Below are 23,250 nucleotides of genomic sequence, written 5' to 3' on the forward strand. Positions count from 1 at the left end.
CATGAACACCAACAACCCCCAACTGCCGCCCCCTCCCCCGCAGGAGCCGGCACAAAGTTCCCTCAGCGCAGCGTGGTCTACACGCCCCTTCCGCGCCAACAAGAAGGTCGTCGGCGGTGTCTGTGAAGGTATCGGCATCCGCTACCAGATCGACCCCATCCTTATCCGCATCATCTTCATACTCACCACGCTGGTGGGCATCGGCCTAGGGCTGTACGTCCTGTGCTGGTTGCTAATGCCGCGGGAGGGACTGACTGTCAGCCCCGCCGGCGCACTGATCAACTGGAACAAAGACCCGCGTGTCTCGCGTGACCGCGACCTTGCGATCGTCTTGATCGTACTGTCGGCACTGTTCGGGTTCTTCCCCTTCCGCTTCTTCGCCGGGGACACGCCACTGTTTTCCATCGGTGCGATGGTTGCCCTCGTCGGAGTGGCCCTGGTCGCATGGCTTTTGTACATGAAGCAGCCCCAGCCCCCTGCAGGTTTTCCCCCCACTACGGGGCCACGGGCAAACCCGAATCCGCAGGCTTACGGACCACAAACGGCGACTGAACAGTCTTTTTATCAACCTAGCTACGAAACGAGCCCCCTCATGAGCACTCCTCCCTCGAACGACCCTGGTCCTCAAGACCCAAACTTAAATGATCCGGACCAGCAGGCACAGATGCCGGAGCAAAGCGACGCACCAGAGTTCGACAGTGCTGCGCAGGATCCCGTCACCGGAGAAACCTCCGACACATCGTCTGAGCCATACGGCGAGATGTCTGAAGGGTTGCCTGGCACAGAGAGCATGCCTACCGCAACGCCTTACGCTCCCATCACCGCGCCTGTGACAGAGACGAATACTACCGCTCCAACCAGTGTGTTTTTGCGGGTCCTCGGATGGTTCTTCTTCGTCTTTGGCGTGGGTATTGCGCTGCTTGTCTTGGCTACCACGATGCTGCTCGGAGGGGGTGCGGCTGAAACGTTTACGGCTGTGATCTTCGCGATCTCCATCGTTGCGTTCTTCGCGATCTTCACTTTCGCGGCATACGCGCGAGGATGGGCTGCTTTGGGGGCGTTTGTTCTGGCAACGCTCACTGGTATCGCTGGCATGGTGATTGGTATTGGTTCCATCGATCGCGACACCACGATTGTCGCCCAGAGCCAAGAGATCTATGTTCCCGATACTGAATCCTTAGCGGACTACTACGACTTGGGCAATGGTGAAGCTGTGTTGGACCTAAGTGATCTGAAGCCTCTCGATGAACCCCGTCGTATCACGGTCGACGGTGGTGTGGGATCGTTTACCGTGATACTGCCCCACCACGTGCCTGTGACTGTTGAATGCTCCGTGAGAGTGGGTACCACCTTCTGCCAGGACAATCGATACTTGAATGACATGCTTTCTGGTGAGCGCTTGACCATCGACTTGCATGCACGTATTGGCGAAGTGAACACCAACAACAGCATCGATGGCCCGCCGCTGCAGCCCGGAGAGACCGGAGAGTTCGATGAGGAAGGCAACCCCATCATGGATTCTGACGATGCAGATGCAGCTACCGGTGGTAGTGCAACGCCTATCCCGACTGTGACTGTTACCAAGACGGTTGCTCCCGAGCCTGCGAGTGCTAACAACTAGCGGTTAGCTCTTTTTAGCGGGTGGGATGCAAAAGGTGCGCTGTGGAAAAATCCACAGCGCACCTTATCTTCTTCTCAGGGAGGCTAAGTAAGTCTTGAGCTTTATCGAAGCGGCGGGTCAGGGTTCTGACACGAACGATTCTGCAGCCTCGACCGCGAAGCAGTCGAGGCGAAGCCAAGTGAGTGGCTGAACCCTGACCCGCCGCTACAGCAACCAAGAATCTACTTGTTTACTCCCATTCGATGGTTCCTGGGGGCTTCGAGGTGCAGTCGAGTACGACGCGGTTGACGTCGGAGACTTCGTTGGTGATGCGGGTGGAGATTTTTTCGAGGACGTCGTAGGGGATGCGGGTCCAGTCGGCGGTCATGGCGTCTTCGGAGGAGACGGGGCGTAGGACGATAGGGTGTCCGTAGGTGCGGCCGTCGCCTTGGACGCCGACGGAGCGAACGTCTGCGAGGAGTACGACGGGGCATTGCCATATTTGGTCGTCGAGGCCTGCGTTGGTCAGTTCCGTGCGGGCGATGAGGTCGGCAGCGCGGAGGGTTTCGAGGCGTTCTTCAGTGACTTCGCCGATGATGCGGATACCGAGGCCCGGCCCGGGGAAGGGTTGGCGGTTGACGATTTCTTCGGGGAGGCCTAGTTCACGGCCGACTGCGCGGACTTCGTCTTTGAAGAGTAGGCGTAGGGGTTCGACGAGTTCGAATTCTACGTCGTCGGGGAGGCCGCCGACGTTGTGGTGGCTTTTGATGTTGGCGGTGCCGGTGCCACCGCCGGATTCGACGACGTCTGGGTAGAGGGTGCCTTGGACGAGGTAGTCGACGGTTGAGCCTTCGGGGGCGTCTTCTAGGACTCCGGCGACTGCGCGTTCGAAGGAGCGGATGAATTCTGCGCCGATGGCTTTGCGTTTGGCTTCTGGTTCGGTGACGCCGGCGAGTTTGTTGAGGAAGTTGGCGCGTTCGTCGACGGTGACGAGTTTTGCGCCGGTTGCTGCGACGAAGTCGTTTTCGACTTGTTCGCGTTCGCCTGCTCGGAGGAGGCCGTGGTCGACGAAGACGCAGGTGAGTCGGTCTCCGATGGCTCGTTGTACGAGGGCTGCTGCGACGGCGGAGTCGACGCCGCCGGAGAGTCCGCAGATGGCGCGGCCGGTGTCGCCTACCTGTGAGCGGACGGCGTCAATAAGTTCTTCGGCGATGTTGGCGGCGGTCCAGTTTTGTTCCAGGCCGGCGATGTCGGTGAGGAAGCGTACGAGAACCTGTTGGCCATGCGGGGAGTGCAGTACTTCTGGGTGGTATTGCACGCCTGCCATGCGGCGCTCTTTGCATTCGAAGGCTGCGACGGGGGCGCCTTCGGAGTGCGCGGTTGCGGTAAAGCCTTCTGGGGCTTGGTGGACGGCGTCGCCGTGGCTCATCCAGACTTTGTGGGTGGTGTCGAGGCCTTCGTGGAGGATTCCGCCGTCGACCATCATGTCTGTGCGGCCGTATTCGCGGATGCCGGTGTTGGCGACAACGCCGCCGAGGGCGTGGGTCATCGCTTGGAAGCCGTAGCAGATACCGAATACGGGAACCCCAAGTTCAAGGATTTCGGGATCGAGTTTGGGTGCGCCGTCTTCGTACACAGAGGAGGGTCCACCTGAGAGAATCAACGCTGCTGGATCTTTAGCGCGAATGTCTTCGGCTGTTGCGGTGTGCGGGACGACCTCGGAGTACATGTTGGCCTCGCGTACGCGGCGTGCGATGAGCTGCGCGTACTGGGCTCCGAAGTCGACAACCAGCACTGGGCGGTGGTTTACGGTCGCATTATCAGTCACGTCCACTACCCTACCGCACCCGTGGTTAGGCTACCTACGTGATACCTGCGAGTTGTGTGTTCGTGCTCGCTGCTTGTTTGCGCCTAGCGCTCTACTGCAAGATCAACCTTCTGGAAACTCTTAAGGTTGGTGTACCCGCACTTCGCGAGGGTACGGCGCAGCGCGCCTACAAAGTTAAGTTCACCGCCAGCCGAAGCCGAAGGGCCATGCAGTACGGTCTCAAGGGTAGGCTGGCCGCCAGCGAAGTTTTCGAGGAAGACCTCGTCAACTGCACCTCGTGGGAAACGCGGGTGTGCTGCGACGGAAGGCCAGTAGGTGTTGGGGGCGGGGGCTTCCTGTGCGATGCACAGCGGCATACCCAGCATCACTGCGTCAGCTCCGCAAGCGAAAGCCTTCACAGCCTGCCCGGAGCGGTACACTTCCCCGTCGGCGATGACGTGGACGTATCGACCTTCGGTTTCGTCCAGGTAGTCACGGCGAGCTGCTGCGACGTCAGCAATGGCGGTTGCCATATACGAGCTCACGCCCAAGGCAAGGTCGTTAGTGGACTGGCCAGAACCAACGATGACACCCGCAACACCGGAGCGCATCAAATGCAGTGCGGTTGTGTAGTCACCAACGCCACCTGCGATCACAGGAACATCGAGGGAACCCACAAACTCTTTGAGGTTGAGAGGCTCCCCACCGGCCTCCACATGTTCAGCGGAGATGATGGTGCCCTGGATGAACAGCAATTCGGCACCTGCCTTGATCACGACGGGCGCGAGTTCTCGAGCATTTTGCGGCGATACTCGCACAGCCACGGTGGCCCCAGAGGCACGAACCTGGGCGATGCGTTCGCTCAGCAATTCGGTGTCCAGGGGTGCTGCGTGAAGCTCCTGCAGTTTTGCGATGCCTTGCGTGTTGCCTTCATTGATGAAGTCGAACTCATCACGGGCGGCCTCCACGACCTGCTGGATGGCACCCTCCAGATCAGCGTGGCGCCCCCAGAGACCCTCAGCGTTAATGACACCGAGGCCGCCCTGGCGGTCCATCTCGATGACGAACTCTGGGGTCGCGAGCGCATCGGTGGGGTGAGAAACAAAGGGAATGTTGAATGTGTAGGCATCGATATGCCAGGTGGTGTCCACGTCCTTGGAGCTGCGGGTGCGGCGGGAGGGGACGATGGCAATGTCGTTCAAGCTGTAGTAGCGACGAGCCTCGCGGCCCATGCCAATTTCTACGTAGTCACGCATAGCGGTGTTGTCTTCTTTTCTTTAATACAGTTCCAGCACTTAAACGAACTAGCGCTGGTAGTAGTTGGGTGCCTCGACGGTCATTTGAATATCGTGGGGGTGGGACTCACGCAGGCCCGCAGCGGTGATCTGGACGAACTTCGCATTGTGGAGGTCCTCGATGGTGGCCGAACCGGTGTAGCCCATTGCTGCGCGCAAACCACCGACCAATTGGTGGGTGATCTGGTCGAGCGGGCCGCGGAAGGGCACGCGCCCCTCGATGCCTTCAGGAACAAGCTTTTCTTCGCTCTTGACGTCGGCTTGGAAGTAGCGGTCCTTGGAGAAAGAACGCTTTTCGCCCGACAGTCCGCGACCCTGCATAGCCCCCAAGGAGCCCATGCCGCGGTACATCTTGTATTGCTTGCCATTGACCAGGACGGTCTCTCCGGGAGCCTCAGCGGTACCTGCGAGAAGCGAACCCAACATCACGGTGGATGCGCCGGCTGCCAAAGCCTTGGCAATGTCGCCGGAGAACTGCATACCGCCATCGGCAATGATCGGGACACCAGCTTTGCGTGCGGGGACGGATGCCTCCATGATCGCGGTGATCTGGGGTGCGCCCACACCCGCAACAACGCGGGTCGTGCAGATAGAACCGGGACCAATACCAACCTTGATGGCGTCCGCACCGGCGTCAATCATCGCTTGCGCAGCAGCACGGGTCGCGAGGTTGCCACCAATGACGTCGACCCGGTCACCGAATTCACGCTTCACCTTCGACACCATTTCCAGCACGCCCAAGTTGTGCGCGTGGGCGGTGTCGACGACGAGCACGTCTACGCCAGCGTCCACGAGCGAACCTGCGCGCTTCCACGAGTCAGCACCCGTGCCAATGCCAGCGCCTACCAGCAGACGACCTGAGGCGTCCTTGGACGCATGGGGGTATTGCTCGGTCTTGACGAAGTCTTTGACCGTAATCAGGCCAACGAGCTTATTATCGGCGTCAACGATCGGGAGCTTTTCTACCTTGTTCTTGCTCAGCAGCTCCAGTGCTTCCTGCTTGGAGACACCTTCGCGTGCCACAACCAGTGGCATCGGGGTCATGACCTCCGAGACGCGGCGATCAAAGTCATGTTCGAAGCGCATGTCGCGGTTGGTGCAAATACCCAGCAAGGTTCCGTCAGCATCGACTACCGGCAGGCCCGAGATACGGTAGCGTGCACACAATGCGTCGACCTCGCCGATGGTCATATCGGGGGTACAGGTCGCAGGGTTTGTCACCATGCCGGACTCGGAGCGCTTAACCATCTCGGCTTGTTCGGCCTGGTCTTCGATGGAAAGGTTACGGTGCAGCACACCCATACCACCCTGGCGAGCCATGGCGATAGCCATGCGCCCCTCGGTGACGGTATCCATAGCAGCAGAAATCAGCGGAATATTCAGGCGAATATTGCGTGTGAGCTGACTAGAGGTGTTTACCTCGGATGGAATGATGTTGGATTCGTCCGGAATCAGAAGAACATCATCGAATGTCAGGCCGACCAAGGCCACCTTGTTTGGGTCATCTCCACCTGTAGGTACGCGTGTGCTCGTCATAAACCATTACCCTACCCCAATTAGCCCCTTTTACCCCCAGTGCGTGGGTTGCTCTAATCTGGTGCTTGTGACGGACGACCACATAATGCCACCAGACCCGTTCGAGGGGGACCCAAACGACCCTGCGTCCTTCATCAGTGATGAAGACGATGCAGCCGAGATGCTGCCGTTGACGCCTGAGGAAGAACAGCAAGTTCGGGAGGATTACGATCTGCTCTGCACGTTCAAAGCCCACTTGGAGCCCGAAGGCTATCTGGGTATTTGCATGACGTGCCCCGACTGTGACGCAATGCATTACTACGATTGGGAAATCATGCGCACCAACATGCTTGCCAGCCTCAGAGGCGAGCTTGCGCCAGTGCACGAGCCTTCCCCCAATCCAGACCCGATGCGCTATGTGACCTGGGACTTCTGCCACGGCTGGTTAGCGTGTGCCGAAACCGCTGAGCGCAAACAACACATGGAAGCATTGAAAGCGGTGAAGGACGTGTTCTTCACCGATCAGGAACTGTACGACGAGGAAACCGACGAATACATTGGCCCGTCCCCAGAGGAGTCCGAAGCTGAAATGTTCGAGAACATGTCAGCAGAGGAATACTCCTACTGGTTTTTGGAAACCGATGTGGATGACGGCCCAGTCACTGACTCTGATGGCCCCACTGACGGCGAGGAGCCAGAGCGCGGAGCATAGCGCACCGCGCTAGGGGGTTTTGGGGTTCACAATGACGCCGGGTTCAGCGTCGGGGTTCAAAGGAACGGGGATGTTGGTGGTCGGCAGGGGGCTGCCGCCCTCGTCTACCTCAATGCCGTTACCGTCTACGGGGAAGGCGGGATTTCCAGGAGCAGGAACAACCGTGACGGTCACAGTCGGTGCCGCTGACGTCGGAGCGGGTGTCGGTGCTTCACTGGACTTGGGCTCTCCCGGGGCTGGCTCCGGAGCAACCGTGGTGGTGATCGTTTCGGTGACAGTTGCTCGAGGTCGGGGCTCTTCTGCAGGCTTCTTCGGCTCAACATTCTTAGTGTTGATATCCGCAACCATGGCCTTAGCCTGCTCTAGCAGCTGCAAAGCCCCTTCAACATCCCCGTTGGCGTTGCGGGTGTTGGCTTCTTCCAGGGTGGTGGCCAATTCGATCACAGCAGCATGATCGCCAAACAGTGCCTGGTTCATACCAAATAGGGCGTCGCCTGGTTCAGAGTTGTACACGGCTGCCCCACCACCTGCGATCAGCAGGGTGGCGGCCGCAGCACCCATGAGGCCGCTCACAAACGGGCCGACGTGACGACCGCGGCGTCGTGAATCATCCACGCTATGCGCCGCCCTGCGGACGCGACGGGACCGCAAGTCGACAACCTGCGCTCCCCCATTGCCGTGATCACGAGCAACGGCTGCAACAGGAGCAGCTGCAACATCGCCATGGACTTCTTGACGCAGGTCTAGCAGCATAGCCGCCAGCGCGTCACTTCCATCGCTGGGATCAATACCACGAGAGAGCGCATCAAGGTATGCGTCGGTAGCGGCAAGGTCGGCTTCAGTAGGCTCAAACTCGCGACTCATTGCAGCTCCTGCTCTTCAAGTGTTTTACGGAGAGACGCCAACGCACGATGCTGCACCACGCGAACCGCCCCAGGCGTGCTACCGACGATCTCCGCAGTTTCTTCTGCACTAAGACCAACGAACACGCGCAAGGTGATAACTTCTCTCGCTTTGTCATTTAATGAATCGAGAAGAAGGCGCACTCTGTTACTACCCTCGCTGACCAGCGCAAACTGCTCTGGTGTGAAGGAGTCATGCTCGGTTTCTGGAACATCCTCGGTCGGGTTAGCAACATCCCTGGCAAAAAAACGGTGCGCATCCGCCACCTTGTTGGCGGCAATGCCATACACAAAAGCCATAAAAGGGCGGCCCCGGTCCACATAATTGGGAATCGACGTCGCGACGGCCAGGCAGATTTCCTGCGTCACATCTTCCGCATTGGGATGCCTGCCACCGGTGATCCTAGCGCGGGTATAACGCAGCAGTGGAGGCTGGATAATAGCCATGATGCGAGCCAGCGCAGCTTGGTCGCCAGCTGCAGCTTGAGGCACTAGCGCATCAAGCTCGCGGTCTGCTTCTGCAGCGGCCACTGACAACTCCTTCACACATCATGATCAACCATCGGCCTTTAACACTATCGCGATCAGTCGTAAAGCACATACACTTGGCTGTTCACAGCCGTCCCCGGGCATGCAAAAAGGGATGCCGTCGACACTGCAGCGTGCACGACAACACCCCTTGTTCTCACACACCAGCCCGCTGCTGGAACACAACCTCCGGCAGCAGACTACAATGCTCTAGTGGTGGTGATGATGAGCTTCCGCGGCGGGGGCTTCCTCCGCAGGCTTTTCAACTACCGAAGCCTCAGTAGTAAGCACCATGCGGGCAACCGAGGTGGCATTAACGACAGCGGAGTGCGTCACCTTCACAGGGTCAATGATTCCCTGCTCGATCAGATTGCCGTATTCCAAAGTGGCAGCGTTAAAGCCTTCACCATTGGGCAGCTGAGCAATCTTCGACACGACCACAGAACCGTCCAAGCCAGCGTTAGAAGCAATCCAGTAGGCGGGCTTACGCAATGCACGAGCCAATGCCTTCACACCAATCTGCGCATCGCCTTCAAACTGGTCTGCGTACTCATCCAGTTCAGCAGCAATCTGAACCAACACAGAACCGCCACCAGCGATGATGCCTTCGTCAGCGGCAGCCTTAGCCGCGTTGATAGCGTCCTCAACGCGCAGCTTGCGCTCACCGACCTCGGTTTCCGTAGCGGCACCCACCTTGATAACCGCAATGCCGCCCGAGAGCTTAGCCAAACGCTCCTGCGCCTTCTCGCGGTCCCAGGTGGAATCAGTGTTGTCGATCTCGCGGCGAATCTGGCTGCGGCGAGCCTCCAAGGCCTCGTGAGTTCCCGCGCCGTCAACAATCACAGTCCGATCCTTGGTGACGGTAATGCGACGGGCCGCACCGAAAGCGTCCATGCCGATCTCGTTCAGGTTGACCCCAACCTCCGGATCGACCACCGTTGCGGCAGTAACCACAGCGAGGTCATCCATGAACGCCTTACGACGATCGCCGAAGTACGGCGATTTCACCGCAACAACCTTCAAGGTCTTACGGATGGAGTTCACCACAAGCATCTGCAGGGGCTCACCCTCGATGTCCTCGGCAATGATCAGCACCTGCTTGCCGGACTCCACGATCTTCTCCAACGCCGGAAGGAAATCCGGAAGGGAGGAGATCTTATTGCGCACTAGCAGCACCAAGGCGTCATCCAGCACAGCCTGCTGGGCGTCAACATCGGTGATGAAGTAGGGCGACAAGAAGCCCTTGTCAAAGGAGACACCCTCGGTGATATCAGCGGTCGTCTCAATGGACTGGGATTCCTCCACAGTCACAACGCCGTCCTTGCCCACCTTGTCCATCGCAGCTGCGACCATCTCGCCGACCTCGGGGTCACGCGAAGACACCGTAGCCACGTTGGCGATCTCCTGCTTATCGGAGACCTCAGTTGCGCGGGCCAGCAGCAACTCGACAGTCTTTTCAGCACCCGCAGCGATACCCCGGTTGAGCTCGATGGGGTTAGCACCCGCAGCAACCACGCGGAGACCCTCATGAATCAAGGCCTGCGCCAACAACGTAGCAGTGGTGGTGCCATCGCCAGCGATGTCGTTGGTCTTCACAGCCACAGACTTCACCAACTGAGCACCGAGGTTTTCGAAAGGATCCTCGACATCGATGTCACGGGCGATCGTCACGCCATCATTAGTGACAGTGGGGCCGCCATACGCCTTGTCCAACACGACGTTGCGACCACGAGGGCCCAAGGTGACCTTGACAGCGTCAGCCAAGGTATCAACGCCCGCCTGAATACCCTTGCGGGCTTCCTGGTCAAAAGCAATGAGTTTAGCCATAAAAGGGCCTTCTTACTTTTCGATTACGGCGAGGATGTCACGCTGGGCGAGGATCAAGTACTCCTGGCCCTGGTACTTAATCTCGGTACCGCCGTACTTAGAGAAGATCACAACATCGCCCTCATTGACGTCAACGGGGATACGGTTGCCGGACTCATCGAAGCGGCCGGTGCCGACAGCGATGACGGTAGCTTCCTGAGGCTTTTCCTTAGCGGAATCCGGGATAACCAGACCAGATGCAGTGGTGGTCTCAGCTTCGTTGATCTGGACAAGAATCTTGTCTTCGAGCGGCTTGATATTGACGTTTGCCACGAGTATTCCTCCGTGTGAAAGTTGACTTCGAAAATCAACCACAGCCGTCGTCGCGGGTGAACAACTGGGTCTACTGGCACTCTACCCACGAGAGTGCCAACTTTCAACGCTCCCGCACCGCAGCCTCCACACAGCCAGCACACACCGGCTACACGCTCGGTATCTCCACCTCCAACGAAGGATCCACCCCGACGCTCAGATCGCTAGGCTGCACCCCAACCGCAATCAACTGGCTCGCCAACGCCGCAATCATCACCCCATTATCCGTACACAACTTCAACCTCGGCACCCTCAACTCAATACCAGCCGAACCACACCGATCCTCCGCCAGTTGACGCAAACGAGAATTAGCCGCCACCCCCCCACTGAGCAACAACACCCTCGCCCCCGTATCCACGCACGCCCGCACAGCTTTCTTCGTCAACACATCGCACACAGCCTCCTGGAATGACGCACACACATCATCAACGTTGATCTCCCGCCCCTCCCGCTGAGCAGACTCAACATAACGAGCAACAGCCGTCTTCAAACCCGAAAAAGAAAAGTCGTAAGCCGGATCCGACTTCTTCGACAACCCCCTAGGAAAATCAATAGCCTTACGGTCACCACGCGCCGCATGCTTATCAATCACCGGACCACCGGGATAGCCCAACCCCAGCAAACGCGCCACCTTGTCGTACGCCTCCCCCGCGGCGTCATCAAGCGTCGAACCAAGCTCACGCATCGGCAAGCCCACCCCCGTCACCTCCAACAACTGCGTATGGCCACCCGAGACCAACAACGCAACCGAATCCGGCAACGGCTCACCATCAAGATCAGCCACAGCCACATGCCCACCCAAATGATTCACACCATAAAAAGGAACACCCCACCCCGCAGCATAGGCCTTCGCAGCACTCGCCCCCACCAACAGCGCCCCAGACAAACCAGGCCCCACCGTCGCAGCAACCACATCCGGTCGCTCAATACCCGCCACCTGCAACGCCTCACGCATCACCGGCACAATCGACTCCAAATGCGCCCGCGACGCAATCTCCGGAACCACACCACCAAAACGAGCATGCTGCTCCATCGAAGAAGCAACCACGTCCGCCAACACCTCAACCTGCGGATCCTCCCCCTGAGCAGACGCCGTCACCCGAACAATGCCCACACCAGTCTCATCACAGGAACTCTCCACCCCAAGAACCACCAACGAACCACCCGGCTGCAACAGCGACTCCCCCACCGAAGACTTGGCAGCAGACACAACAGAAGAAACAGGCATAACTCGGGCTCTCTCAATCACAAACGACGACGCGACAAACACGCCCCAACATCACAACAGCAGCTCACACAGCCGCCGGACGAACCATAGTGTACGCATCCGCCCCAGAAGGCTGGTAATAATTCCGACGCACCCCCATGCGCTCAAACCCATAAGACTCATACATCGCAATCGCAGGCCCATTATCCGTACGGACCTCCAAAAACACCGGCCCACCAGCCTGGTCAGCCACCCCCACCAGACAATCCATCATCGCGCGACCAAAACCACGCCGCTGACATCCAGGATCCACCCCAATCGTATGCACCTCAAACTCCGGATCATCCACAGGACCTAAACGCGCCAAACCCGCATACCCCACCAACACACCATCAGCATCCTCCACCCCCACATACACCGTCGACGGATTCCCAAACTCATACAAAAATGCCTGCTCAGACCACGGATCATCCCCCTCAAACAACATCCGCTCTAACTCCGCACAACGCGCAGCATCCCCCACCGTCAACGCACGCAGCACCGCCCCACCACCCAACTGTGCCAACACAGCATCCACGCCCATCACTAACGCATCGCCTTCGGAACCTGCGCATCCGGACGCCTCAGATACAACGGCACAACATCAACCGTCACCCCACCCACAGCAAGCTCCGCCAACGCCGACGCCGACGGGCGCCCAACAACCACCCGGCCCCGCGCACCAACCTTCTGCTCCCACGCACCATCCGGCACACACAACACATCCACGTCCCCCACAATCTCCGCGGGCGGTGAAACCTCCGGCCCCTCAACCAACCTCGGCACCCCACCGCCACACTCATACCGCGCCCAATAACCCTCACGACGCCGCGCATCCGTCACCACAAGCACACTGCGCGCATCCACCACATCCGGCACACCCCGCAACGCATCCACCGCAATCGCATCCAACGACCGCACACCAACACACTCCACCCCCAACGCATCCGCCAACGCCATCGCAGACGCCATCCCCACACGCAACCCCGTGAACGGCCCAGGCCCACAGCCCACAACAACCCCCGCGACGTCATCAAGCTGAACACCAGCCTCAGCCACCACAGCCAACACCGTCGGCACAAGCAACTCATTATGCTGCCGGCAATCCTCGATCTCGCGAGTCGCCAACACCTCAACAACCGGCCCCCGCCCCCCAGGCATGTCGCTCGCGCGCACAAGGCCCACAACTAACACCGGCGTCGACGTATCAATAGTTAAAAACACGCCTAGCAGTCTAGCCGCGTCCCACACGCCTCCACGTAATTAAGCGAGCCTCCGACTCCGGATCCGCCACAACCGCGCTCTCCCGATCGAAAGAAACCAACACATAACTATCCGACAAAGCCTCCACCAAACCCCCACCCCACTCAGCGACAACCACGGCCTCATCCAATTCGCTATCCAAATCCAACGCATCCAACGCACCCCACGGATCCGCACTGGCATCCGAATGCCCCTCAGGGTCCTCCCCAAACAAACGATAAGCATCCACATGCACCAAACTTGGCCCACCAACCAACGAACGATGCTCCCGAGCAATCACAAACGTCGGCGACGTCACACGACCCTTCACCTGCAACCCCTGTGCCACCCCCTGCGTAAACGTCGTCTTACCCGCCCCCAAAGGACCATCCAAAATAATGACGTCGCCCGCCACCAGCTGCGCACCAATCTCACGGCCCAACGCTTGCGTATCCGCCATAGACTCGCACCTACGCGAACGCAACACATGTCGAACCGTACGCCCCTTCGGGCTACACACAAGCTCATACGCAATCGTGCCAACACCACGCGCCAACTGATCAGCCGTCATCTCGCCCCGATCACCGGAGCCAAACACCACAGCCTCATCACCCGGCGCGACCCCATGCGCATTATCCCCCAACCACACCACAATCTGATCCATACACACCCGGCCCACCTGCGGGTAACGACGCCCCGCGATAGTGACCTCTAATGCACCCTGAGCAGCACGAACCAAACCATCCGCATACCCAATAGGAACCACCGCGGTAAAACCATCAGTCGGCGCCACCCACGTCAGCCCATAACTCGTGCCCTCCCCCCGAGCAATCGGTTTCACCACAGTGACACGGCCCGCCCACGACATCGCCGGACGCAACCGCGCCGACAACTCAGTCGGCTCCTCCAAAGGATCAATCCCATACAACGCCACCCCCGGACGAACCATGTCAAAATACGCATCCGGGCGCGACAACACCGCCGGAGAATTCGCAATATGATTCACCGGCACCTCCAAACCACACTCCCGCGCGCACCCAATCGCACGTTCAAACACCGCAATCTGCGCATCCGTCGCAGCCACCGCGGCGTCATCACCCCCATCCGCACAACTGAAATGACTAAACACACCCGTCACACGAACGCGTGGGGCAGCAGCCAACAGCCCAAAACACTCCACCCACTCTGCTTCGTCCACACCCGAACGGTTCAAACCAGTATCAACCTTGACCGTCACCGGCACTTCCCCACCCACAACATCGGCGGCCTCAACCGCCCTGCGTGCGTGCCTCACACTCGGCACACCCAAGGTAATCCCCCGACTCACCGCAGCCTCAACATCCTGCTCCGGCGACCAAATCCAACACAACACCGGCACATCAATACCCGCATCACGCAGCGCATGCGCCTCCGCCAACGTGGCAACCCCCAACTGATCCGCCCCGTTATCAACCATCACCCGAGCAACATCCACCGCCCCATGGTTGTAACCATCGGCCTTGACCACAGCCATCAACTGCGCCCCCCGCTCCCGCGCAGCATCACACAACACACGGGTGTTAGACGCAATAGCATCCAGATTGATCTCGGTATAGGCCATATCCATAGCTAACCATTCTAGGACCCACCACGACGCCACCTCGCAACGATCTCCGCAACAGCCGGGCTGATCGCATCCGCTAACTGGCGCGCATCACATGGAGCATCAAATGATGACGCCGCGAGCGCATGGGCATAGGCAGCCACAGCCACCGACTCCACGCGCGGCTGCGCAGCAACCACAGCAGCCAACACCCCCGACAACACATCCCCCGAGCCCGGGGTCGCCGCCCACGAGGACTGCGAAGGAATAATCAACGCTGGTTGATGATCACCCGGACTAACCACCACCGTGGTATGGCCCTTGAGCAGCACACACGCACCGAATTCCTGCGCCAACGCACGCGCCGCATCCACCCGCGAAACATAATGGGACGGCGAGCTCCCCATGATGCGTTCAAACTCCCCATCATGCGGCGTCAACACAGTCAACAAACCGGCACGATAGCGCTCGCGAAGAACCTCACGCACCGGATCACCACCCGAAGCAATCGCCGTCAACGCATCAGCATCAACCACCACCGAAACATCGCGCTGCAGTACGTCGAGCAGATCCCCCACAGCAGTCGAATTCCCCGGCCCCACAACAACACAATCACTACGCCCCGCCCCAACAACAACACTCGGAAACGCCGACAGCACCTGCTGAGCACACTGCCCCACATAACGAACCATCGACGACGTCGCCCTCACCGCACCCGCAACCGCCAACACCGCAGCCCCCGGATACGCAGAACTACCCGCATACACCGACACCACACCACCGGTGTACTTATTCGACTCCTCCCCCGGAACCGGCCAACAACCCCCATCCACACTAAGCCCCCATGGGAGCTCGCGGCGCAACTGCTCATCAATCCCCAAACCCCTGCACACAACCCGGCCGCAAACCGACCGCCGCAACACATGCACCGGCTTCACACCACCAAAAGTCACTGTACGCTGCGCCACCAACGTCGCCGGATCCACCGCCCCACCCATGGGATCAGCACCAGAAGGAAGATCAACCGCCAACACCGGTGTACCTGCCGCCGCACACCCCGCGACGTCATCAATCACTTCACGCACAGAACCACGCAGCGGCCCCTCCGCACCAATACCCAACAAACCATCAACGATCAGATCAGGACAAAACGCGCCCACGGCGCCCGGCGAATCAAGCCACCGCACACCGGCCCGACGCGCAGCTTCCGCCCCCTGAACATGCACAGAATCCGAGGAAGCAACAACCCTCACCTGCGCACCCCTACGCGCCAGCTCTGCCGCGGCGAACAGGGCGTCCCCACCGTTGTTCCCAGCCCCCACCAAAACCAGCACCCTCGACCCATAAACCCGCCGCGTGGTACTGCAGGAGCGCAACATGTCCGCGGCTTCGACAGCCACGGCAAACGCAGCGGACTGCATAAGGACCAGACCCTGTGCCGCGAGCAAAGGCTGCTCAGCACGACGCACCTGCTGCGGGGTATACACCGGGGTTCCGCACAATCCCTCAGCTGCGGTCTCAGCGCGACCACCAGAGGTCATCCCGGCGCGTGCATGCTGTGCTGGCATCACAACCACTTAGCCCCTACGTCCCCACGGGGCGATCAATCCTGCGGGATGCCCACCATGGTCAAGCAACCAACCGAAGACAGCGACTAGTGGGGCCAACAACACTAATAGCGGAATCCACCACGCCGAGGAACTACCAGCATCGGGGGCAGGCTTTTTCGGGATCTCCTGCTTCGGAGGATCCTGCTTCGGAGGCACTGGCAGCGGCTGAGTAACCACAGGCTCGGAAACTGCCGGTTCAGAAGGTTCGGCGGAGTCGTCTATCCCAAAGCGAATGAGGCTGTAGGACTCACCATCTTTCCACCACTGTTGTTCGTAGCAGTGCTGTGCGGTAATGACCCACTGGGGTGCTACCAGTGCGCCTGCACACTGCTGCATGTGGCCGGGGTCGCCAAGCTCCAGATATGCGGCTGCTTGAGCAAGCGGATCCTCTGCCTGTGCGCGAGGCGCCGGCGGATTAGGGTAATGCAGGTCTGCAGCATGAGCTATTGGCGACACCTGCCCTAACAATGTTGAAGAAACGAGGGAACTCACGATCACCGCAGCCACTGCTGCACGGGATTTCATGATGGTAACGACGCTGTATATCTACTCGACGGTAACGGATTTTGCCAGGTTGCGGGGCTTATCAATGTCTTCGTTACCGCACTGGCGGGCGATTTCTGCAGCGAGGAACTGCAGGGGAACTGTGGCCAACAGCGGCTGCATAATGGTTGAGGATTTAGGCAACCGCACCAACCAGTTTGCGAACGGTTCCACTGCAGTGTCGCCTTCCTCCGCGATGACAATTGTCTTAGCACCACGGGCGCGGATTTCCTGAATGTTGGACACGATTTTGGAATGCAGGGTCTTGACGCCGCGGGGGGAAGGAACAATCACAACCACCGGCAGATCATCCTCAATCAAGGCAATCGGACCATGCTTGAGCTCGCCGGCGGGGAAGCCTTCCGCGTGAATGTACGCGAGCTCCTTGAGCTTGAGCGCACCTTCCAGGGCGACCGGGAAACCTACCCCGCGGCCTAGGAAGAGCATGGTCGGGATGGGACCGAGGTTCTTACCGATCCGCAGGATTTCTTCCTCACAAGTCAGCACCTGTTCAATCTGCGCGGGAATGGACTCCAGGTCGGACCAAATCCGGGCAATCTCATCCGGGTACTTGGTGCCTCGAGCCTGTGCCAACGCCAAACCAATGATGTAGTTAGCTGCGACCTGGGCCAAGAAAGCCTTGGTAGAAGCCACACCAATTTCAGGTCCCGCGTGGGTGTAGAGCACAGCGTCAGCTTCGCGAGGAATCTGCGCCCCGTTGGTGTTGCAGACCGCCAAAACTTTCGCTCCCTGTGCTTTCGCGTGGCGCACGGCTTCCAGCGTATCTGCGGTTTCACCAGACTGTGAGATGGCAACCACTAGGGTGCGAGAATCCAAAATCGGGTCTCGGTAGCGGAACTCGCTAGCCACCTCGATCTCAACTGGGATACGCACCCAGTGCTCGATGGCGTATTTCGCGAGTAGCCCAGAGTGGTAGGCAGAGCCGCAGGCGACAACATAAACCTTGTCGAGGTTTTTCATGTCGGACTCGCTCAGGTTCTGCTCGTCCAGCACCACGCGACCGTCCCGGAAGTGGCCTGCCAATGTGTCACGCACAGCTGCGGGTTGCTCATGAATTTCCTTCATCATGAAGGAGTCGTAGCCACCCTTTTCTGCAGCTGCCAGGTCCCAGTCGATGCGGAAGGGCTTGCCCTGGGCAGGGCTTCCATCAAAATTGAAAATCGCGTAACCATCAGCGGTGATAATCACCATATTGTCCTGGTTAAGCTCGACGGCATCCTTCGTGTATTCGATGAAAGCAGCAACGTCAGAGCCCAAGAACATCTCGTTATCACCCACGCCAACGATCAATGGAGTGGAGCGGCGACCGGCGATGATCTTGTCTGGATGATCAGCATGCATCATCAGCAGCGTGAAAGCACCCTCCAGGCGGCTCAGCACTAGGCGTGCACTGGCCTCAAAATCTCCAGCGGTGTCGCCCTCGTTGTACGCACGGGCGAGCAAGTGAGCAGCTACCTCAGAGTCCGTGTCGGATTTCAACTCAACACCAGCTGCTTCAAGCTCAGCTCGCAGTGGCGCAAAGTTTTCAATGATTCCGTTATGAACAATCGCAGCTTTGTTGTCGAAGCTGACATGCGGGTGCGCGTTGACATCGGTGGGGCGGCCGTGAGTTGCCCAACGAGTGTGGCCGATAGCCGTTGACCCTTGAAGGGTGTCAGCCCCAACCTCCTCGATCAAATCATCCAGGTTAGCGAGCTTGCCGGCGCGTTTGACGACACCCAACCCGCCTTGGCCATCAGCAACCGCGATGCCTGAGGAATCGTAGCCTCGGTATTCCATTCGACGGAGCGCTTCCAGGGCAACATTCAAACCACTACGGTGACCAACATATCCGACAATTCCACACATGCCGCCTATAGTACCTGCCTTCTACTATTGTTATGGGGGTGGCTGAGAATTTGAAGAAGCTCCTAGCGTATCTATCCAAACGCGGACCTGAACGGGTTCTCGTCGGCGACCTTGACTATGCCGGCATTCCCGGCAAGGTATACGCCCCCGCATCCGGTTCAGGGCGTGCCGCAGTAGCCTTCGGGCACGATTGGATGACTGATATTTCGCGCTACCATGCGACGCTGCGCCACCTAGCTAGTTGGGGCATTGTCGTCGCCGCTCCCAATACCGAAAAAGGTATCGCTCCCAACACCCAAGGGTTTGCCTCCGACTTAGAAACCTGCCTGCAGATCCTCGCAGGGGTCAAACTCGGCACCGGTAAAACGACGGTCTCCCCGAACAAGCTAGGCGTCGTAGGCCACGGGATGGGCGGTGGCGCTGCCATCCTCGCAGCCGCGGATCGTCCCGCATTGAAAGCAGTCGTTGCCGCGTATCCGGCTGTGACCACCCCACCGGCAGAAGACATTGCCCGTCTGCTTAACGTTCCCGGTTTGATCATTGGCTCCGCCGAAAACCAACTGCTCGATGCCGGCAACCCGGCAAAGGTCGCACTCAACTACGGCGGCCCCGTGGTTTACCGTGAAATCAAGAAGGCCACATCTATCGGTTTTGCGGAAAACGCGATGTTCAGCGTGGCCATCGGCATGGGCTTGCCCAAAGCCGGTCCCCGAGAAATTGCGCGCGGACTCATCACCGGTTTCTTGCTTCACCAACTCGCCGGGGAAAAGAAATACGCAGGTTTTTCAGACAACGAGGCAAAGGGGAAGGGTTTCGACACCATTCCCCACTCGGACATTGCTTCGCACGCAAGCCTGATTTAAAAGTCTCAACCAAGCCCATATAGCGACGCCCCGCTGTGCTCCACTGCCGGGCGTCGCTGCTTGCGTGGGCGTAGGCCTGGTACTTGGGGTGTGTAGTCTACGGATTCGTTGGGCTCGTGCTCACTCAGCGAATTACTTGCATCTGCGGTTGATCCGCTGGGCGCATGATCAGCTTTCTCACCCACGGCATTCGCCTGCTCAATCGCCTTTTCCACAGCCGCATCAAATTGACGAAGGCGTTCTTCGGCTTGCTGCCTGTAAGAATCTAAAATGCGGGAAAATTCCGGGTTCATGTCCACTGTCCTCCTGTCCGGACGATACCTTTCACAGCTGGTGCAGCTTGGGCGGCCGCGGTTTTCTCTTTCGGATAGTCATACACAGGCTCTTGGGTGGCCTGAGCAGTCACATTCTGCGCCACAGGCTGCGGTGCAGAATCAGCCGGTGCAGACGGGCAGATATCCACGCCCGAGTGCTCAGCCGCTGGCGCCTGGATGGGCTCGGCCGCGGCAACCGCGGGTGCAGCGTGGGGGCCAATCCCCCATGCCTCGAGGGTTTGATTCACCTGGTTAACCACGTGTCCGATTCCCTGCTGGATGTGGCTCACAAGCTCGCCCCCATGAGCAATTGCGTACTGCACGAGCTGACCGATTCCGGCAATAAGCATTCCAATTCCACCGGTGCCAACCACCTTGTGCAACAGGTCGCCGAGTTTAAAGTCCACCCCGAAGATCCGCGCCAACAGTCCCCCTTGCGCACCGGTGCTATCACCATCGCCAGAGTCGTCCGACTGCCCATCATTGGCTCCTTCATCCGCACCCTCGTCGGTGTCCCTAGCGCTGTCTTGATCCTCGTCATGAGCATCAACAGTGGGGGTGCCAGGCTTGGGATCGCATGTGTCGTCAGTGTCGCAATGCGCAGCAGAAGTCTGCACGGGTGTGCGCAAGCCAGTCCGCTCCGATTGCTTCCTCTGTTCTTCAGCCATGTCGCCGCACGCGCACGGTGGGCTGTGCTGGGCGCCAGCGCATGCACACTGTCCCGATGGAGCACTGTCCATTGTTGCCTGCCCCGCTGACTGAGCGGGTGGAGCCTGCTGTGCACCTGCAGCCGCCGGAGCGACGGGCGCCCCACCAACTGGGGTACTCCCGCCACCACCGGTTCCTCCACCACTGCCACCGGCTACCCCACCACCGGACGCAGAGCCGCCCCCGACGGGCTGGGGTGTGTTACATGCGCCTGCTGGTTGCGTAGTTACCTCCTGTACAGCCGGATCATCTGTCTCCAGGACCGCCGGGCATCGCTGCTCGCAGGAGGCTATCGCTTCAACTTTCGCAGTGAGAGCTTCGAGCAATTCGTGCAGAGCAGTGTCGCGATCGGAGGCGGCCCCCAGAAGGATACTGGCCGCTTGGTCGATAAGCCCGGCACCTATCTCAACGACTTGGGCGACCACTGCTGGATGTTTAACCGGGTCAATTACGCTCAGCTTGGCAACCACCCCATCGATCAGGTTTTTAAGTTGGCGCGCGATAAATGCCGTCTGAGCATCCATATCCGCTTCAATCGCATCAATAGTATTCCCTGCATCATTGCTGTCTTTTTCGACTTCATCCGCATCACTGAGACCCTTGAGCACCATCCCAACAATGCCGCCTACGCCCTGGGCAATGAGCTCTCGGCCCGCGATTTGAACGATCGGCCGAAGCAGCGGCCACAGATACTTCGTCGTGCTCATATCCGCAGAGCCGCGGGTGCTTCGCCCGCTTGCACGCAATGCGTTTGTGTCCAGCCCTGCGGTCGACGCGAAACGTTCGGATATTTCCGCAGCGCCCACCGCAGGCCCTCGGTACAGGCCACGAGAGCCCGCATGGAGTGCGTCGACGGACGCGGCGTAATCACGTACTGCTGGGTAACTAGTCATCGTTGCCCCCTGTGTCGAACCAGCGCTGTGCTGATAAGTCCTGTTCTTTCAACTGTTTGACCAGTGAGATTCCTTTCTCGCTAACCCCTGTCATCCATCGCATTTGTCGGTAGTTATTGCGATGAACGCGCATCATCATCCCGTGCAGGGCGATGGCATGGTCCCGAAAGTCCCTTCCCAAGGCCTGCGCAGGTAGGAAGGGTAAGTCCGCATTGTGCGCGGCGAGCTGGGTGCGTGCTTCACGCACAAGCTCATTGAGCAGATCAATAGCGGCATCAATGTCAACGTCCATGTCGTGACCCATGTGTCCCCCTTGCATTGTTGTGCTTAAAATTTTTTCGGTGGTTTTTTCCCCTCACATACTTGGACGTAGAAAAACCCCCGTGGGTTCCACGAGGGTCTAAAATTTTTTTATTGATGACGTCGCGGGGGTTGCGGCGTCCAGGTGACTTTAGACGTCTGCGACGACTGCGGCGAGGCGTCCAGCCACTTTTCGGGCGGTTTCTGCGTCGGCTGCCTCCACCATGACTCGGAATAGCTCCTCAGTTCCAGAGGGGCGCAGCAGCACGCGGCCAGACGATCCCAGCTCACTTTCTGCGGCGGCGATTGCGGCAACTACGCGTTCGTGTTCAGCGATGATCGACTTGTCCGAGATGGGTACGTTAATCAGCACCTGCGGCAACACCATCATGGCTCCGGCGAGAGCCTTGAGGCTCAGTCCCGTTTCGGCCATCCTAGACATCAAGGCAAGCCCGGTCAGAACACCATCACCGGTGGTGCTGTGGTCAGGTAGCACAATGTGGCCTGATTGCTCGCCACCCAGAGAATAACCCCCATCAGTGAGCTCAGCGAGCACATAGCGGTCACCAACGGCCGTGGTGCGCAAGGTAATGCCGGCTTCATCCATAGCGAGCTTAAGTCCCAGGTTGCTCATCACCGTGGCGACGAGTGTGTTCTTGGTCAGCTGGCCATTGTCTTTCATCGCCAGCGCCAAAATCGCCATAATTTGATCCCCGTCAACAACGTTGCCTTCTGCATCCACAGCAAGACAACGGTCGGCGTCACCGTCATGAGCCAAGCCGATATCAGCCCCGTGTTCAACGACGGCACGCTGAGTTTCTTCAATGTAGGTCGAACCACAGTGATCGTTGATGTTATAGGCATTGGGCTCGTGGTGGATTGCCACAACTTCAGCACCTGCAGCACCATACGCCAACGGTGCGATATCTGAAGCCGCACCATTCGCGGCGTCAACAACTACCTTGATGCCATCCAAGTTCGCCGGCATAGACTCCGACAGGTGCTGCAAGTATCGCTCCTGGGCGTCATGGGCTTCCTCAAGGACACGACCGATGCCATGGCCGGTAGGGCCCGTCTCTGGAAGGGAGTGCAACGCGCGCTCAATCTCGTCTTCGACCTCGTCAGCTAGCTTGTGGCCACCGGCGGCGAAAAACTTAATGCCATTGTCGGGCATGGGGTTATGCGATGCGGAAATCATCACACCCATGTCCGCACCATAATCATCGGTCAGGAAAGCAACAGCAGGTGTCGGCAAAACACCCACGCGCAACACATCGACGCCGCGGCTCGCCATGCCCGCAGACAGCGCCGCCGCCAACATCTCCCCCGACACACGCGGATCGCGGCCAACAATAGCAACAGGTCGACGCTTGGATGTGCGATTCTCGCTGGTCAAAACGTGAGCTGCGGCCGCACCCAGCTTCAACGCAAGCTCCGCAGTCAAAGCCTTATTAGCAAGGCCTCGCACACCATCAGTACCAAAAAGTCGACTCATAGCCACCAAGTATGCCCCCAAAGGGCCCTCAAGTGGTCTTCACAGGCC

Annotated in this window: 20 protein-coding genes and 2 pseudogenes; 3 read left to right on the forward strand and 19 right to left on the reverse strand. The window is 59.0% G+C overall.

The window, feature by feature from the left end; genetic code table 11:
• Position 1: 1 nt before the first annotated feature.
• Positions 2-1,621, forward strand: a complete 1,620-nt coding sequence (locus CARG_RS07825; RefSeq protein WP_021012108.1) for a PspC domain-containing protein — start codon at positions 2-4, stop codon at positions 1,619-1,621.
• Between the two features lie 229 nt (positions 1,622-1,850).
• On the opposite strand, the gene guaA is transcribed toward CARG_RS07825, so the two are convergent.
• The 3 genes from guaA to guaB form a co-directional block, all read right to left on the reverse strand.
• A complete protein-coding gene (gene guaA, locus CARG_RS07830; RefSeq protein ID WP_021012109.1) occupies positions 1,851-3,428 on the reverse strand; it encodes a glutamine-hydrolyzing GMP synthase in 1,578 nt (525 codons plus the stop codon).
• Between the two features lie 83 nt (positions 3,429-3,511).
• Positions 3,512-4,663 carry a GuaB3 family IMP dehydrogenase-related protein gene (locus tag CARG_RS07835; RefSeq protein WP_021012110.1) on the reverse strand — a complete coding sequence of 384 codons (1,152 nt, stop codon included), beginning with the start codon at positions 4,661-4,663 and terminating at the stop codon, positions 3,512-3,514.
• A gap of 48 nt (positions 4,664-4,711) precedes the next feature.
• Entirely contained in the window at positions 4,712-6,238 is a 1,527-nt protein-coding gene (guaB, locus tag CARG_RS07840; RefSeq protein WP_021012111.1) for an IMP dehydrogenase, read from the reverse strand.
• An 85-nt stretch (positions 6,239-6,323) separates the two neighbouring features.
• Here guaB and CARG_RS10555 point away from each other — a divergent pair.
• Positions 6,324-6,665: pseudogene (locus CARG_RS10555) on the forward strand (DUF5319 family protein); the annotation flags it as partial.
• Positions 6,666-6,938: 273 nt separating this feature from the next.
• Here the strand turns inward: CARG_RS10555 and CARG_RS07850 are convergent.
• The 12 genes and pseudogenes from CARG_RS07850 to glmS form a co-directional block, all read right to left on the reverse strand.
• On the reverse strand, positions 6,939-7,793 hold the full coding sequence (locus CARG_RS07850; protein ID WP_021012113.1) for a hypothetical protein: 855 nt from the start codon (positions 7,791-7,793) through the stop codon (positions 6,939-6,941).
• Positions 7,790-8,362 carry a sigma-70 family RNA polymerase sigma factor gene (locus CARG_RS07855; protein ID WP_021012114.1) on the reverse strand — a complete coding sequence of 191 codons (573 nt, stop codon included), beginning with the start codon at positions 8,360-8,362 and terminating at the stop codon, positions 7,790-7,792. The genes CARG_RS07850 and CARG_RS07855 overlap by 4 nt, the downstream gene beginning before the upstream one ends.
• Before the next feature lie 207 nt (positions 8,363-8,569).
• The gene (gene groL, locus CARG_RS07860; RefSeq protein WP_021012115.1) at positions 8,570-10,186 is read right to left on the reverse strand and encodes a chaperonin GroEL; all 1,617 of its coding nucleotides are present in this window, start codon (positions 10,184-10,186) and stop codon (positions 8,570-8,572) included.
• 12 nt (positions 10,187-10,198) lie between these two features.
• The gene (groES, locus tag CARG_RS07865) at positions 10,199-10,498 is read right to left on the reverse strand and encodes a co-chaperone GroES (RefSeq protein WP_021012116.1); all 300 of its coding nucleotides are present in this window, start codon (positions 10,496-10,498) and stop codon (positions 10,199-10,201) included.
• 148 nt (positions 10,499-10,646) lie between these two features.
• On the reverse strand, positions 10,647-11,693 hold the full coding sequence (gene tsaD, locus CARG_RS07870) for a tRNA (adenosine(37)-N6)-threonylcarbamoyltransferase complex transferase subunit TsaD (protein WP_041747731.1): 1,047 nt from the start codon (positions 11,691-11,693) through the stop codon (positions 10,647-10,649).
• Positions 11,694-11,829: 136 nt separating this feature from the next.
• Positions 11,830-12,327: a ribosomal protein S18-alanine N-acetyltransferase gene (rimI, locus tag CARG_RS07875; protein WP_046203783.1), complete on the reverse strand. Its 498-nt coding sequence runs from the start codon at positions 12,325-12,327 to the stop codon at positions 11,830-11,832.
• Between the two features lie 2 nt (positions 12,328-12,329).
• On the reverse strand, positions 12,330-13,016 hold the full coding sequence (gene tsaB, locus CARG_RS07880; protein WP_407637017.1) for a tRNA (adenosine(37)-N6)-threonylcarbamoyltransferase complex dimerization subunit type 1 TsaB: 687 nt from the start codon (positions 13,014-13,016) through the stop codon (positions 12,330-12,332).
• A 1-nt stretch (position 13,017) separates the two neighbouring features.
• Positions 13,018-13,485 (reverse strand): tRNA (adenosine(37)-N6)-threonylcarbamoyltransferase complex ATPase subunit type 1 TsaE, encoded by a 468-nt coding sequence (gene tsaE / locus CARG_RS10655; protein WP_315041119.1) that lies wholly within the window; start codon positions 13,483-13,485, stop codon positions 13,018-13,020.
• 30 nt (positions 13,486-13,515) lie between these two features.
• Positions 13,516-14,631 (reverse strand): annotated as a pseudogene (gene alr / locus CARG_RS07885) (alanine racemase); the annotation flags it as partial.
• Positions 14,632-14,642: 11 nt separating this feature from the next.
• Positions 14,643-16,175 carry an NAD(P)H-hydrate epimerase gene (locus CARG_RS07890; RefSeq protein ID WP_144198608.1) on the reverse strand — a complete coding sequence of 511 codons (1,533 nt, stop codon included), beginning with the start codon at positions 16,173-16,175 and terminating at the stop codon, positions 14,643-14,645.
• A 9-nt stretch (positions 16,176-16,184) separates the two neighbouring features.
• A complete protein-coding gene (locus tag CARG_RS07895) occupies positions 16,185-16,742 on the reverse strand; it encodes a trypsin-like serine protease (protein ID WP_021012122.1) in 558 nt (185 codons plus the stop codon).
• A 21-nt stretch (positions 16,743-16,763) separates the two neighbouring features.
• Positions 16,764-18,629, reverse strand: coding sequence for a glutamine--fructose-6-phosphate transaminase (isomerizing) (glmS, locus tag CARG_RS07900; protein WP_021012123.1), 1,866 nt, complete (start codon positions 18,627-18,629; stop codon positions 16,764-16,766).
• Positions 18,630-18,667: 38 nt separating this feature from the next.
• On the opposite strand from glmS, the gene CARG_RS07905 reads away from it, so the two are divergent.
• Positions 18,668-19,492 (forward strand): poly(ethylene terephthalate) hydrolase family protein, encoded by an 825-nt coding sequence (locus tag CARG_RS07905; RefSeq protein ID WP_041747737.1) that lies wholly within the window; start codon positions 18,668-18,670, stop codon positions 19,490-19,492.
• Between the two features lie 5 nt (positions 19,493-19,497).
• Here CARG_RS07905 and CARG_RS07910 read toward each other — a convergent pair whose 3' ends face one another.
• From CARG_RS07910 to glmM, 4 genes are all read right to left on the reverse strand, one after another.
• On the reverse strand, positions 19,498-19,785 hold the full coding sequence (locus tag CARG_RS07910; protein WP_021012125.1) for a hypothetical protein: 288 nt from the start codon (positions 19,783-19,785) through the stop codon (positions 19,498-19,500).
• The gene (locus tag CARG_RS07915) at positions 19,782-21,407 is read right to left on the reverse strand and encodes a hypothetical protein (RefSeq protein ID WP_021012126.1); all 1,626 of its coding nucleotides are present in this window, start codon (positions 21,405-21,407) and stop codon (positions 19,782-19,784) included. The genes CARG_RS07910 and CARG_RS07915 overlap by 4 nt, the downstream gene beginning before the upstream one ends.
• Positions 21,400-21,711, reverse strand: coding sequence for a hypothetical protein (locus CARG_RS07920; RefSeq protein WP_021012127.1), 312 nt, complete (start codon positions 21,709-21,711; stop codon positions 21,400-21,402). Before CARG_RS07920 ends, CARG_RS07915 begins: the two co-directional genes overlap by 8 nt.
• 147 nt (positions 21,712-21,858) lie before the next feature.
• Entirely contained in the window at positions 21,859-23,202 is a 1,344-nt protein-coding gene (gene glmM / locus CARG_RS07925) for a phosphoglucosamine mutase (RefSeq protein WP_021012128.1), read from the reverse strand.
• Positions 23,203-23,250: the final 48 nt, after the last annotated feature.

Source organism: Corynebacterium argentoratense DSM 44202 (assembly GCF_000590555.1).
GTDB classification, from domain to species: domain Bacteria; phylum Actinomycetota; class Actinomycetes; order Mycobacteriales; family Mycobacteriaceae; genus Corynebacterium; species Corynebacterium argentoratense.